The sequence below is a fragment of the Enhydrobacter aerosaccus genome (assembly GCF_900167455.1).
Taxonomy (GTDB): Bacteria; Pseudomonadota; Alphaproteobacteria; order Reyranellales; family Reyranellaceae; genus Reyranella; species Reyranella aerosaccus.
This window is the reverse complement of record NZ_FUWJ01000002.1, coordinates 1,175,867-1,189,416: the sequence shown is the minus strand read 5'-3', so window position 1 is coordinate 1,189,416 and position 13,550 is coordinate 1,175,867. Positions and strand designations below refer to the sequence as shown.

Annotated in this window: 14 protein-coding genes; 11 read left to right on the top strand and 3 right to left on the bottom strand. The window is 65.4% G+C overall.

From position 1 onward, the window contains the following. Positions 1 to 11 precede the first annotated feature (11 nt). Together B5D62_RS14960 and B5D62_RS14955 are read left to right on the top strand one after the other, a co-directional pair. Entirely contained in the window at positions 12 to 1,070 is a 1,059-nt protein-coding gene (locus tag B5D62_RS14960; protein WP_085934636.1) for an LLM class flavin-dependent oxidoreductase, read from the top strand. Between the two features lie 54 nt (positions 1,071 to 1,124). Continuing rightward, positions 1,125 to 1,559, top strand: coding sequence for a MarR family winged helix-turn-helix transcriptional regulator (locus tag B5D62_RS14955; protein ID WP_085934635.1), 435 nt, complete (start codon positions 1,125 to 1,127; stop codon positions 1,557 to 1,559). 7 nt (positions 1,560 to 1,566) lie between these two features. Here the strand turns inward: B5D62_RS14955 and B5D62_RS14950 are convergent, their stop codons facing one another. The 3 genes from B5D62_RS14950 to B5D62_RS14940 all read right to left on the bottom strand — a co-directional run bounded on the left by B5D62_RS14950 (position 1,567) and on the right by B5D62_RS14940 (position 5,400). Next, a complete protein-coding gene (locus tag B5D62_RS14950; RefSeq protein WP_170920946.1) occupies positions 1,567 to 1,998 on the bottom strand; it encodes an SMI1/KNR4 family protein in 432 nt (143 codons plus the stop codon). Positions 1,999 to 2,024: 26 nt separating this feature from the next. Beyond that, positions 2,025 to 3,998 carry a hypothetical protein gene (locus B5D62_RS14945; protein WP_139373883.1) on the bottom strand — a complete coding sequence of 658 codons (1,974 nt, stop codon included), beginning with the start codon at positions 3,996 to 3,998 and terminating at the stop codon, positions 2,025 to 2,027. A 667-nt stretch (positions 3,999 to 4,665) separates the two neighbouring features. Then, positions 4,666 to 5,400, bottom strand: a complete 735-nt coding sequence (locus tag B5D62_RS14940) for an SDR family oxidoreductase (RefSeq protein WP_085934632.1) — start codon at positions 5,398 to 5,400, stop codon at positions 4,666 to 4,668. A 144-nt stretch (positions 5,401 to 5,544) separates the two neighbouring features. On the opposite strand from B5D62_RS14940, the gene ubiE reads away from it, so the two are divergent. The 9 genes from ubiE (at position 5,545) to rho (ending at position 13,509) form a co-directional block, all read left to right on the top strand. Further along, positions 5,545 to 6,279: a bifunctional demethylmenaquinone methyltransferase/2-methoxy-6-polyprenyl-1,4-benzoquinol methylase UbiE gene (ubiE, locus tag B5D62_RS14935; RefSeq protein WP_139373882.1), complete on the top strand. Its 735-nt coding sequence runs from the start codon at positions 5,545 to 5,547 to the stop codon at positions 6,277 to 6,279. Beyond that, on the top strand, positions 6,280 to 7,809 hold the full coding sequence (gene ubiB / locus B5D62_RS14930; RefSeq protein WP_085934630.1) for a 2-polyprenylphenol 6-hydroxylase: 1,530 nt from the start codon (positions 6,280 to 6,282) through the stop codon (positions 7,807 to 7,809). It abuts the gene before it with no gap. 57 nt (positions 7,810 to 7,866) lie between these two features. Next, the gene (gene coaBC / locus B5D62_RS14925; protein ID WP_085934629.1) at positions 7,867 to 9,093 is read left to right on the top strand and encodes a bifunctional phosphopantothenoylcysteine decarboxylase/phosphopantothenate--cysteine ligase CoaBC; all 1,227 of its coding nucleotides are present in this window, start codon (positions 7,867 to 7,869) and stop codon (positions 9,091 to 9,093) included. A gap of 10 nt (positions 9,094 to 9,103) precedes the next feature. Next, positions 9,104 to 9,586 carry a dUTP diphosphatase gene (dut, locus tag B5D62_RS14920; RefSeq protein WP_085934782.1) on the top strand — a complete coding sequence of 161 codons (483 nt, stop codon included), beginning with the start codon at positions 9,104 to 9,106 and terminating at the stop codon, positions 9,584 to 9,586. 22 nt (positions 9,587 to 9,608) lie between these two features. Further along, the gene (locus B5D62_RS14915) at positions 9,609 to 10,070 is read left to right on the top strand and encodes an RrF2 family transcriptional regulator (RefSeq protein WP_085934628.1); all 462 of its coding nucleotides are present in this window, start codon (positions 9,609 to 9,611) and stop codon (positions 10,068 to 10,070) included. Between the two features lie 126 nt (positions 10,071 to 10,196). Next, positions 10,197 to 10,547, top strand: coding sequence for a carboxymuconolactone decarboxylase family protein (locus tag B5D62_RS14910; RefSeq protein ID WP_419188784.1), 351 nt, complete (start codon positions 10,197 to 10,199; stop codon positions 10,545 to 10,547). Between the two features lie 14 nt (positions 10,548 to 10,561). Continuing rightward, entirely contained in the window at positions 10,562 to 11,035 is a 474-nt protein-coding gene (locus tag B5D62_RS14905; RefSeq protein ID WP_085934626.1) for a GNAT family N-acetyltransferase, read from the top strand. After that, positions 11,032 to 11,940 carry an NAD(P)-dependent oxidoreductase gene (locus B5D62_RS14900; protein ID WP_085934625.1) on the top strand — a complete coding sequence of 303 codons (909 nt, stop codon included), beginning with the start codon at positions 11,032 to 11,034 and terminating at the stop codon, positions 11,938 to 11,940. The genes B5D62_RS14905 and B5D62_RS14900 overlap by 4 nt, the downstream gene beginning before the upstream one ends. Before the next feature lie 189 nt (positions 11,941 to 12,129). Beyond that, positions 12,130 to 13,509 (top strand): transcription termination factor Rho, encoded by a 1,380-nt coding sequence (gene rho, locus B5D62_RS14895; RefSeq protein WP_085934624.1) that lies wholly within the window; start codon positions 12,130 to 12,132, stop codon positions 13,507 to 13,509. Positions 13,510 to 13,550: the final 41 nt, after the last annotated feature.

Sequence of the window (13,550 nt, the reverse complement as noted above, 5' to 3'; positions counted from 1 at the left end):
GAGGAAACGTCATGGACTTCGGCTACTTCACGCTCAGCGACAACCGCTATCCCGGCAACACGCGCACGGCCGAGGATTTCCTGAAGGACATTTTCGCCGAGGCTCTCTACGCCGAGGAGATCGGCCTGAACTCGGCATGGATCGGCGAGCATCATTTCAACCTGCTGGGTGTCAATGCCTCGCCGCTCGCCATGCTGGCGCAGCTTGCGGGCGCCACCAAGAAGCTGCGCCTCGCGCCGGCCGTGACGCTGCTCCCGGTGCACCATCCGCTGCATGTTGCCGAGGAATGGGCGACCCTCGACCTGCTCTCTGGTGGGCGTGTCGATTTCGCCGCGGGCCGCGGCTACGACCGCAAGGAATACGAACCGTTCCAGGCGCCGTTCGCCGACTCGGCGGAGCTGTTCGCCGAGGGACTAGAGATCGTGTGGCGCGCCTGGACGGAAACCGGCAAGTGGTCCCACAAGGGCAAGTTCTACCAGTTCGAGGATATCGAGGTGCGGCCGAAGCCGGCGCAGAAGCCGCTGCGCCCCTACGTGGCCTGCTTCTCGCGACCGTCGATGGAGCTCGCGGCCCGCAACGACTGGAACGTGATCTATGCGCCGTTCGCGGCGGCAATGGTGTACGGCTCGCTTGCCGACGCGACCCGTGTCTATCGCGACACTTGCGAGACGCAGTACAAGCGCCCGATGCGACGGGCCATGTGCTCTTATTTCGTGCATATCGCCTCGACACCGCAGGAGGAGCAGCACGGCAAGGAAGCGCTGGTGCGCTACTTCCAGGATGCCCTGGTGGCGGCGTTTCCGTCCTCTTCGGGCGAGAAGGTGCCGCCGACCTACAAGTACTTCGTCGAGATCGTGAACATCCTGCGCGACATGCGGCCGGAGAAGCTCACCGACAAATCGATCCTGTGCGGCAGCCCGCAGCATATCGTCGACACGTTGAAGCAGGTCGAAGCGGCCGGCATCGCCGAGGTGATCCTCTATTTCAATTACGGCCAGATGCCCCACGCCCAGGTGAAGGAGCAGATGGATCGTTTCATGCGCGAGGTGGCGCCGCACTTCCGGAAGTAGAGACGCCGAAGGGCTGCGGCTGGCAGTGCCGTGCCGCGGCGGCTACGCTGGCGCATGGGTCCACTCGATTCCTACCTTCCCTATCTCCTGAACCGCGCCGGTGCGCGCATCGCAACGGCCTTTGGCGAGGAGATGCGTCCCCTCGGCGCCTCGCTCCAGATCTGGCGTGTCCTGGCAGCCCTGCAGGAACGCGACGGCCAGCGCATGGGCGATCTGTCGGCGACAACGTCGATCGAGGTCTCTACTCTCACGCGCCTCGTCGACCAGATGGAAAAGAAGGATCTCGTCGCCCGTCGCCGCGACCCGGACGATGCCCGAGCCGTCGCGCTGTTCGTCACTGCGGCCGGGCGGCGGCTGACGCGCCGGATCGTGCCGATCGCCGAGCGCTACGAACGCATCGCCCTCAAGGGATTCGCGCCGGCCGAAGCGGAGGCCCTGCGCGCCGCCCTGAAGCGGCTCTACACCAACATGGAAGAACTGCAGGGCTGAGGCATGCTCATAATCGCGCTGGAACGTCGGGCCACGAGGTCGACACCACGTCCAGAAACTCCGTGAAGGTGGGGGCGATGGGAATGGCACTTTCCCAATCCATCCCGATGAACGGAAGACAGACGACCGGCTGGGCCGCTGATCTCATGTCGAAGCCAAATGCCTCGTCCGCGCCGTCCGACCCAAAGATGAAAAAGCCGGGTGCAGCTTCATCTGCTGAGTACGCCTTGTTGTGTTGGACCAGATCTTCTGCTCGCCAAAGACCGAGAAATGCTTCTCCGACCATTCCCCTCCCACCATTCATTCGCAGCAGGAAGCGAACGAAATCCTCTGGTAACTTGAAGCCTGATTCGTCTTCGACTCGGCTAATCATTGCCGGGTCGGCAGGAGGATTGGCGTCGAACTCCTTCCACATCTCTGGCCGATCGAGCATTGTCATTGGACCTTGCGGCAAGGTGGTCGGCATCACGGCACGCGGACCACAACCACATAAATGCGATCATAACCTGCTTTGGCGTAAGCCTGTGCCTCTCTAGCATAGCGCTCCAGCGCCTCCTTGCTCAACCGTGCATTGCCGGTCTTGATTTCATACACGCACGCCGTGCGGCGATCCGGATAGAGTTCCAGAACGTCCAACCTCGACGAACCAGGAGGCGTGTGGCTGAGGGGCTCGCCCCGGAGCAACGCCTGTTCGGCGCGGAGTTCCTTGATCCCACGTTCATCGAGAGCTCCCCTGAGCTCCGCCATCTTCTCCACTTCTGTCTGCACTTCTTTGTGAACTGAACGTCCGTAGGCCATTCCGTTCGGGAGGCCTTTGGCTTGCGCCCGTGCCGATCCCTCAAGCGCAGCCTGATTGATCATCGGATAATTGGGGCAGTAGTCGCGGACGCGTTCCTCCGGCACATCACGATGCACGATCGTTTTGGTATCCTTGTCCAGTTCCGCAACATGGATTTCGACGATCCACGGTACTGGCGGTGGCGGAACCTGGGGATTGGGGGCGACACCGCCTTTCGCAAGGGCGCGCTTGGCCGCTTCCGGGCCCACAGCACGTTCCAGCTGGTCCCGATTGATGAGGAGTGCCTGGTGGCCGGTTCCTGTCTCTCCAATGGCTGCTTCAACAGGGAGCGGCTGCCACGTTTCGCCAATGCCGAGAATGCCTTTGTGGGTCCGACGTTCGATCGTGGCTGTTCGTTGACCGGGAGGCAGCCTGACTCGCAGCCCATCGTCGAGCTCGAAGCCGACATCGGTGCTGTTCATTGGGGTCAAGAGGCTGATAGCGAAAGCGGCAGGAGCGGCGAGGTCAGGCGCCAGGGTAACGATCTGTCGTGCGACAGTTGCAGCCAGATCGGCCAGAGGTGGACCTTCAGCAGGCGCGACCGTTGCTGGGGCAGTTGCAGCGGCAGCCGGGACGGTGGCGGATTCTGCCCTGGAGTCCTTTTGAGACGACCCAGTTGGAGCGCCACTGTTTGTCTCGGCAGTCGTTACTCCGGGGTCCTGGCGGGGGAGAGGTTCCTCAGGATCGATTGAACCATCCGGAGGGGCACTCTCGTTCGGCGGCGGACTATCCGGATGGAGCGCCTGCGCATTGGCGTTTCTTGCCAACTGGTCGTCGACGGCTCGCTGTTCGTCCTGGTTGAGCTTTGTCCAGAGCGGCAGCGGCGGGCGCTGGGTCTGGGGGCCGCCGTCCGGGGCGGGCTGGTCGAGCCAGTTGGTGACGGCCTGGACGAGATCGCCCTTGGCCTGAACGACCTGAAGCTTCTGCCGGCCGAAGGCGACGTCGAGGTAATGCTGGTTGGTCGCGCGCTGGCTCGCATTGTCGGGCCAGTCGGCCTCGTTCTGCGCCGTTGCCGCCTGGTGCGCGGCGTCGAGCGCGGCGAGGTCTTGCGTATCGGGCAGGCCGATGCGCTTGAGATAGTCCTGGCCGGCGAGGTGCTGGCGCGCACCTTCGATCAGCGGTTGGAGGATGGCGCGCTCGGCCGGATCGATCCGATCGGCGGCGCGGTTGTAGAGGACGATAGAGGAGGGATAGTCGAACTTGCCTAATGCCGCGTCGATGGCGACCCGCCAGATCGACGGTTCGGTGCCGGGATCGCGGAAGGCAGCCCCGGTCTGCGGCCGGGTGCGGGCGATCTCCTGGAGGGCACCGTCGGCCGCGGCATGCAGCGACTCGATGGCGCCGGGATCGGCATGGTCGATGGTGGCCTGTCTGCGCAGCTGGTCGAGGCGTGCTTGAGCAGTGGCCTGGCGCCAGGCCTGGGTCTGGCGGCCGACATGATTGGCGACGGTGGCCTGCTCGACGAGCCGATGATCGGCCAGCGCTTGCTGGAGAAGGCGGTGCTGGGCGGCATTGCCGGCCTGGTCCAGCGTGTCCTGGCGCGCGGCCTCCAGCCGAGCCAGCACAGCGTCGGCGCCCGTCGCGGCGTCGCGGCCGGTCATTGCCAGGAAGGCGTCGGGACCAGTGTGAAGGATCTCGCGCTGGCGCTCGAGGAACTGGTTCTGCAGTTCGGCGGCGCGCGTTGCGTTGGCGATGGTGATCTCACGCTGGAGCGACGGATCGAGCGGATCGCCGGGGCGGCGTGCGGCGAGAGTGGAGCGGGTGCCCCACGCTTCATCGGGAATGTTGAAGTCCCGTGGCGTGGGAGCGGGCGGCGGATCTTCGGCCGGAGCCGGAGAGAGGAGGTAGCGCGACATGCGGGCAAGTTAAGGCCGCACCTCCTCGAGCAACGATTATGGTCGTTACCCCCTTCGCCGGCGCCGTGCGGGCTTAGGCGAGGAACCCGTTCGCGGCTCTCCGTTCACGACCGGAATAGGGCCTGCTGCGGTACGCACTTATCGTCGAAGGATGACGAACCTCTTCTGCTTCATCGACATCGCGGCGATGCCCGAACTCTCGCGAGGTTCGCGAGCCTCGCGAGAAGACCAGGACGTCGCGCCGAAAATCCAGGGCTGGCAAGGCTTTCGGCCCACCGCCGGCGCGCGTCGCGATTTTTGGTTGCGGCGACGGGGAAGGGTTATGCCGCGGATGGGAAGTTCGTCGCAAAATGCCGATGCCATCGGCATCCGCCTGTCCCCATCGCAGTGGGAAGAGATGGGAAATCCGCCCCTAGGCCCAGCCGCCGGCATGGGGCAGCACATGACCGGTGATGAACCCCGCGCCATCGGAGCACAGGAAGCAGACGGTGGCGCCAAGTTCGGCGCTCTTGCCGAGCCGACCGAGCGGAATCTGCGCCGTCATCTTGGCCATCGCCTCCTTGTTGGCGAGGAGGGCGGGCGGGAAGTAATCCGGATTCTCGACATAGTTGGAGCCCACGGCATTGACGGTGATGCCATCGCGGCCGAGCTCGCGTGCCAGCGAGTTGACCAGGCCGTTGGCGGCAGCGCGTGCGGAAGCATAGGGCGCGTAGTTGGCAATGCCACGCAATGGCGCTGCCGAGGAGACGAAGACGATGCGGCCCGACTTGCGCTTTCGCATCGACGGCGCCACCAGCTGCACGAGATGGAACGGCGCCACCGCCATCGCTTCCAGCGCGGCGCGATAATCCTCCAGCCGTGCTTCAGCAAGGGGCGCCCGCAGGGCGGGGAACGCGTCGTTGTTGACCAGCGCGTCGATATGTCCGTATCGCTTCAGCGCCAGCTCGACCATCGTCGCCGGGTCGGTGGCGGCGAGGGCATGGGCGCCCGGGAACTGGCTTTCATACTTGTGCCGCGCACTCGGTGCTTCGAACGAGGGATCGTGCGCCAGCACGGTGGCGCCCTGCGACAAGGCCACTTCTGTTGTGCCGTGACCTGCGAATTTCTCGACATTCGTGATCAGCATCACCCGGTCTTTCAGCAGCATGGCGATTCCTCTAGGTTGCGCTCCATGATTGAGCCCGATCCTAGCGTGCCCGTCTCCACCGGGCAGGCCCCCGACGGAGACGCGCCCACCGACGTTCCGCCGGCCGGTTCGCCTGCCGGGGAGGCCGCGCCGGCGGGCGAAGCGATGGCTTCGTTCGGTTATCGCGACGTTCCCAAGGCCGAAAAGGCCCGAATGGTCCGCGACGTGTTCGAGAGCGTGGCGCCGCGTTACGACCTGATGAACGATCTCATGTCGGGGGGCGTGCACCGGCTTTGGAAGAACGCTCTGGTCGACACCGTCAATCCTCGCCCGGGCGAGAAACTCCTGGACGTGGCGGGCGGCACCGGCGACATCGCCTTCCGGCTGTTGCAGCGCCAGGCCGAGCGCGGCGACGTGACAGTCTGCGACATCAATCCGGCAATGCTCGGCGTCGGTCGCGACCGGGCCATTGATCGTGGCCTGCTGCATGGCCTGACCTGGGCCACTGGCGACGCGGAACGCCTGCCGTTTCCCGACCGCTCTTTCGATGTCTATACGATTGCCTTCGGCCTGCGCAATGTCACGGACATCGACCAGGCCCTGCGCGAGGCCTATCGCGTGCTCAAGCCCGGTGGCCGCTATTTCTGCCTCGAGTTCAGCAAGGTCACGTCGGCGCCCATCGGGCGAATCTACGATACCTATTCCGAACGGGCGCTGCCCTTCTTCGGCCGCCTCGTCGCTCGCGATGCCGAGTCGTACCGCTACCTGCATGAAAGCATCCGTCGTTTTCCGCCCCAGCGCGAATTGGCGGAACGCATGCGTGCCGCCGGCTTCGAGCGCGTGTCCTGGCGCAACATGACGTTCGGCGTCGTTGCCCTGCATAGCGGGTGGCGTATCTAGATGCTGCGCGCGCTTCGCAACGGTTGGCGCCTCCTGCGGATGGCGCTCACCTTCGCCCGCCACGACGCGCTATTCCCGCTGGAGACGCTGGGCATTGCGCCGGCGTTGATTGCCTGGGCGCGATTGTTCTCTTCGCGTCGCCAGACGCGACGGCCGGGCGAACGGCTCGCGGCGGCACTGCAGGAGCTGGGGCCGTCCTTCATCAAGCTGGGCCAGGCGCTGTCGACACGCGCCGACCTGCTGAGCGAGGAAGTGGCGGCCGACCTTGCCAAGCTGCAGGATCACCTGCCGCCATTCTCGGGCACGGAGGCGCGGCGCACGATCGAAAGCGAGCTCGGCCGGCCGGTCGAGGCATTGTTCTCGAGCTTCGACGATGTGCCGGTTGCGGCCGCTTCGATCGCCCAGGTGCATTTCGCCGTCACGTCGGACGGTCGCGACGTGGCCGTGAAGGTGCTGCGGCCCGGAATCGAAGCGGCGTTCGCGCGCGATCTCGATCTCTTCTACTGGATGGCCGAGCTGGTGGAGCGCACCCAACCGCGGTTCCGCCGGTTGAAGCCGATCGAATCGGTCAAGGCCTTCGCCGATGTCGTGCGCGTCGAGATGGATCTGCGCATGGAGGCGGCAGCGGCGCAGGAGCTGGGCGAGAACTTCCTGGACGATCCCGGTTACCGCGCTCCGGAAATCGATTGGGATCGCACCGCGCAGCGTGTGATGACACTCGAGCGCATCGACGGCACGCCGATCGGCGATCGCGAGGCCATCGTCGCTGCCGGGCACGATCCGGACGTCGTCATGAAGAAGAGTGCCGAGGCCTTCTTCTATCAGGTGTTCCGCGACGGCTTCTTTCATGCCGACATGCATGGCGGCAACGCCTTCGTCGATCGCGAAGGCCGTATTGTGCCGGTCGATTTCGGCATCATGGGTCGGGTCGACGCCGACACGCGGGTGTATCTCGCCGAACTGCTGGTCGCCTTTCTGCGGCGCGACTACCGTGCCGTAGCCGAGGTCCAGTTCCGGGCCGGCTACGTGCCCTCGCATCAGTCGCTGGAGATGTTCGCGCAGGCCTGTCGGTCGATCGGCGAGCCGATCTTCGGCAAGCCCAGCCACGAGATCTCGATTGCCCGCCTGCTGGCGCAGTTGCTGCGCGTGACGGAGCAATTCGAGATGGCGGTCCAGCCGCAGCTCCTGCTGCTGCAGAAGACCATGTTGATGGCCGAGGGCATGGGCACGCGCCTCAATCCCCGGGTCAATATCTGGGAACTGGCACGGCCCCTGATCGAGGACTGGATGGTGAGCCATTTCGGCCCGCGCGCCACTCTCGCCCGCGCCGCCGACGACCTGGCGGTGGGGCTGCGCCGCCTGCCGCGCTTGCTCGACAATCTGCACGTCCTGGTCGAGCGGGAGCGGCGCAAGGCCGACCAGGCGGAGATACTGCCGGCCCCGACCCCGATCCGGCCCTGGCGCCTCGTTCTGGTCGAGATCGTGGCGCTGCTGGCCCTGGCGGCAGCGATCGTGGGGTGGCTGCGATGAGGATCACCGTCCGGCGGCGGGCTGCCGTCCCTCCGGCACTGTGGTAGGCTTTCGGCCATGCTGAAGGGCAAGCGAATCCTGATCGTCGTCGCTGGCGGCATCGCCGCCTTCAAGGTGCTCGAGCTGATCCGCCTGCTGCGCAAGCGGGGCGCGGCGGTGCGCTGCGTTCTGACCGAGGCCGGCGCGAAGTTCGTCACCCCGCTGTCGCTGCAGGCGCTGACGGAAGACCGCGTCTACAGCGATATGTTCTCGCTCACGGACGAAAGCGAGATGGGACATATCCAGCTGTCGCGCGATGCCGATCTGCTGGTCGTTGCGCCGGCCACCGCCAACCTGCTGGCGCGCATGGCGGTGGGATTGGCCGATGATCTCGCCTCCACGGTTCTGCTTGCGACGGACAAGCCTGTCCTTGCGGCGCCGGCGATGAATGTCCGCATGTGGACCCACGCCGCAACGGTTGCCAATGTCGAGACGCTGAAGAAGCGCGGCGTCACCTTCGTCGGCCCCAACGACGGCGTGATGGCCTGCAACGAGTTCGGTCCGGGCCGTCTGTCGGAGCCGGAGGAGATCCTCGCCGCCATCGAGGGGATGCTGACCCAGGACCGGCCTCTCGCCGGGAAGCGGGCACTGGTGACGTCGGGCCCGACGCGCGAGGCCATCGATCCGGTGCGCTACATCTCCAACCACTCCTCGGGTAAGCAGGGGCATGCCATCGCTGCTGCCCTTGCGCGATTGGGTGCGGAGGTGACGTTGGTGAGCGGGCCGGTGACGGTGCCCGATCCCGCTGGCGTGAAGATCGTGAAGATCGAGTCGGCAGACGAGATGTTGGCTGCCTGCCTGGCAGCGGGCGCGATCGACGTTGCCGTTTGTGCTGCCGCCGTCGCCGACTGGAAGGCCGCCCATCCGGTAACCGCCAAGATCAAGAAGCAGAACGGGGTACCGCCGCCGAGGCTCGAACTCGCGCCCAACCCGGACATTCTCGCCACCCTGTCCAAACCTGGTCCGACCCGCCCAAGCCTGGTGGTCGGGTTCGCGGCGGAGACCGAGAACCTGATCGCCAATGCGGTCGACAAGCGCAAGCGCAAGGGCTGCGACTGGATCGTGGCCAACGACGTGTCGCCCGCGACGGGTACGTTCGGCGGGGAGCGCAACACAGTCCATCTGGTCAGTGCCGAAGGGGTCGAGGATTGGCCGACCCTGGCCAAGGAAGAGGTCGCGGTCCGGCTCGCCGTTCGCATCGCGGACCATCTTGGTCGACCTCGGCCGGCCGCGGCGGCGGAGTGACGTGAGGATGATGACCGGCGTGGAAGGTGTGGAGATCAAGGTGGTCCGGCTGGCCCATGGCCGCGACCTGGCGCTGCCCGATTATGCGACCGCGGCTGCGGCAGGCGCTGATCTGCTGGCGGCGATCGACCAGGATATCGAGCTCGGACCGCTGGAGCGGCGGATCGTGCCGACCGGCATCTCGATTGCCCTTCCGGTAGGCTTTGAGGCTCAAGTTCGCCCGCGTTCCGGGCTGGCCGCCAAGAACGGCATCACGGTCGCCAACGCGCCGGGCACTATCGATGCCGATTATCGCGGTGAAGTGGGCGTGATTCTGGTCAATTTGAGCAAGGAGTCGTTCCGTATCAGCCGCGGCATGCGAATTGCACAGTTGGTGGTGGCGCGCCATGCCCGGGCGATCTGGCGGGAGGTCTCCGCGCTGGACGAGACGGAAAGGGGCGCCGGCGGCTTCGGATCGACAGGTGTCGCAGCGGGGTCGTCGACGCGCGGCTAAGGGCTAAGAGGAAATTGAGCAGATGCCTCGGCTCAGCAAGAAGACGATGTTCGCAATCGAGGCGGTTCTGGATGTCGCCTTCCATGTCGGTGACCATCCCGTGCGCAGCGGGGACATCACCGAACGGCAGCGCATTCCCAAGCGCTATCTCGAACAGGTTCTGCAGCACCTGGTGCGGGCCGGCATTCTCTCCGGCAAGCGCGGCCCTCGCGGCGGCTATCGTCTCGGCCGCGACAAGGAGCAGATCACGCTGGGCGAGGTTGTGCGCGTCGTGCGCAAGCTCGAAGCGGAGACGGAGCCGAGCGATCTTTCCGTCGGCTCGCCGCTCGCACACGAGGTGGTGTGGCCGATGTGGGAGAAGCTGCGCGACGACATGATGTCTCAGCTCGATACCATTACCATAGAGGAGCTCTGCCAGCAGGCTCGAGCCAAAGGCCTGCGCACGGTTCAGAATCGTCTGCACGCGACGCAGGTCGTCCTCTAGAAAGAGCTGCGCTATGCTCCGCCGCTTTTTGAAACGGAGGAGCAGACAATGGCCAAGGCCAAAGCCAAGACGGCAGCCAAGAAGAGCAAACCGAACCCGCGCAACCGGAAGCTCTACGACGAGGGCATGAAGGTGCGCAAAGCCGTGCTGGGCTCGGCTTATGTCGACAATTCGGTGGCCAGTGCCGACGACTTCATGATGGCGTTCCAGGACGTCACGACCGAGTACTGCTGGGGCTATGTCTGGACCCGGCCGGGTCTGCCCAAGAAGACTCGATCGATGCTGAACCTCGCCATGCTGGCGGCGCTCAATCGCGGGCCCGAGCTCAAGCTGCATATCAACGGCGCGTTGACCAACGGTCTCAGCAAGGACGAGATCAAGGAGATCTTCCTGCAGGTCGCGATCTATTGCGGCATTCCCGCCAGCCTGGACGCCTTCAAGATCGCGCGCGACGTGTTCAAGGAACGCGGCCTCTAGGCTGCGTTCCCGTCGTGACAACCATCCGGCCGGCGGAGCGCGGTGAGGCCAAGAGTCTGACCGCGCTCTGCGTGCGATCGAAGGCCCATTGGGGCTACGACGCCGAGTTCATGCGGTTGAGCACGCCAGCGATCATCGTGCGCGAAGCCGACATTGCGGCCGGCCGCGTGCTGGTCGGCTGCAACGCCAGAGGGCACGTGGTTGGCCTGGTCCGCGTCCGTCGCCGCGGCAAGACCGCCAGTCTCGGCCTGATGTTCGTCGATCCGCCGGCGATCGGGACCGGCGCGGGCCGAATCTTGTTCGAGGCCGCAGTGCAACTCGCACGCACACTCGGTGCCCAACGCATGACCATCCTGGCCGACCCGCATGCGGCGGCGTTCTACGAGCATATGGGCGCGCGCTTCCTGCGAAACGCGCCGTCGGATGCGATTCCCGGCCGCACGCTGCCGTTCTACGAATACGATCTCACCTCAGGAGTCGTCCCATGACCACCCTCGTCCCGCCCGCCACCATCGCCTTCATCGGTCTCGGCATGATGGGCCGTCCCATGGCGACGCGGCTCGCCGAAGCCGGCTTCACGCTGCGCGTCTTCGACGTCTCGCAGAAGGCGGTATCGGACTTCGTCGGCGCCCATCCCTCCGCCATCGCCACCGCTTCGGCCAAGGCTGCCGCTCAGGGAGCCGCGGCACTGATCACCATGCTGCCCGATGCCAAGATCGTGCGGCAGGCCGTGCTCGAAGGCCGCGATCCCGCCATCGACGGCCTCGAAGCGGGTGCACTGGTGATGGATATGAGTTCGTCCAATCCGGTCGCAACGCAGCAACTCGCGCGCGATCTCGCGCTCCGCGGCATGGCGCTGCTCGATGCCCCGGTCTCGGGCGGCGTGAAACGCGCCGTCGATGGCTCGCTCAGCATCATGGTGGGCGGAGCGGCGGCCGACCTGGAGCGGGCCCGGCCGGTATTCGCGACCATGGGCAAGACCATCACGCTGTGCGGTCCGGCGGGCGCCGGGCACGCGCTGAAAGCCCTCAACAACTACCTCTCCGCCGCCGGCCTGGTGGCGATGTGCGAGGCGCTGGTGGTGGGTGAGGCGTTCGGCCTCGATCCCGGTACCATGGTCGATGTCTTCAACAGCTCGACGGGCAAGAGCAACGCCACCGAGGTGAAAGGCCGCCAGTTCGTGGTCTCCCGCACCTTCGCCGCCGGCTTTACGACGGCCCTGATGGCCAAGGACCTGCGTACGGCCGGCGAGGTCGCCGCCCATCTCAAGCTCAAGATGCCCAACCTCGAACAGGCCGTGGCCTACTGGACCGACGCCGATGCCAGGCTCGGCAAGGGTGCCGACCACACCGAGATCTTCCGCTACGCCGAGATGCTGGCTGAGGCGGACTGACACCCTTTCGTCAACAGGGCCTTTGACAGCGCCGCAGCGCAACCCTATATAAGCGCCGCCTCAGGGTCCCTGGCGCTGCCGCCCGGCGGTGATCGACGGGACCCATTTCGAACGACACGACTCTCAACATACAGGTTCGACCCTCGGGTCGCCCGAGCGCGTGCGTCATTTCCCAAACACTGAAGACCCATGAATCTCGAAGATCTGAAGAAAAAGAAACCACCTGAACTCCTGGCTTTTGCTGAAGAGCAGGGTGTGGAAGGCGCCGCGCAGATGCGGCGCCAGGAGCTGATGTTCGCCATCCTCCAGAAGCTCGCCGCCTCCGACCAGGCGATCTTCGGCGTCGGCACCATCGAGGTGCTGCCCGACGGGTTTGGCTACCTGCGTTCCATGGAAGCCAGTTACCTGCCGGGCGCGGACGACATCTATGTCAGCCCGACCCAAGTCCGTAAGTTCGGCTTGCGGACAGGCGATACCGTCGAAGGCGAGATCCGCGCGCCCAAGGATGGCGAGCGCTATTTCGCCATGGTGCAGATCAACAAGGTCAATTTCGACGACCCGGAGGCGCTGCGCCACCGCATCAATTTCGACTCGCTTACGCCGCTCTATCCGGACGAGAAGCTGAAGCTCGAGATGGAAGGTGCGGGCGTCATGGCTCCCACCATCTCCGAGGAGCAGAGCGCGCCGCGAGCGACGTCTTCGGGCCGCGTCAGCTCGGGTCGTCGCACGACCGGTACGCTGACCAAGAAGGCCACATCCACGCCACAGCAGCAGCTCGACATCTCGACCCGTGTGATCGATCTGATCGCACCGATCGGCAAGGGCCAGCGCGCCCTGATCGTCTCGCCGCCGCGCACCGGCAAGACGGTGCTGATGCAGAACATCGCCCACGCCATCACCGCCAACAATCCCGAGGTCTACCTCATGGTGCTGCTCGTCGACGAGCGGCCTGAGGAAGTCACGGACATGCAGCGCACGGTCAAGGGCGAGGTCGTGAGCTCGACCTTCGACGAACCGGCCAGCCGCCACGTCGCCGTGGCCGAGATGGTGATCGAGAAGGCCAAGCGCCTGGTCGAGCACAAGAAGGACGTGGTGATCCTGCTCGACTCGATCACCCGCCTCGGCCGCGCCTACAACACCGTCGTGCCGAGCTCCGGCAAGGTGCTGACAGGCGGTGTCGATGCCAACGCCCTGCAGCGGCCCAAGCGCTTCTTCGGTGCGGCCCGCAACATCGAGGAGGGCGGCTCGCTCACCATTATCGCCACGGCGCTGATCGATACCGGCAGCCGCATGGACGAGGTGATCTTCGAAGAGTTCAAGGGCACCGGTAACTCGGAAATCATCCTCGACCGCAAGGTTGCGGACAAGCGCACCTTCCCGGCGATCGACATCACCAAGTCGGGCACCCGCAAGGAAGAGCTTCTGGTGGATCGTGCGACGCTGTCGAAGATGTGGGTGCTGCGCCGCATCCTCATGCCGATGGGCGCGGTGGACGCCATCGAATTCCTGCTCGACAAGCTCCGCACGGCGAAGACCAACGCGGACTTCTTCAGCTCGATGAACCAGTAGCGCGCTTTCACAAGCGCGCATAGGCGGCAACGCCGGCACCG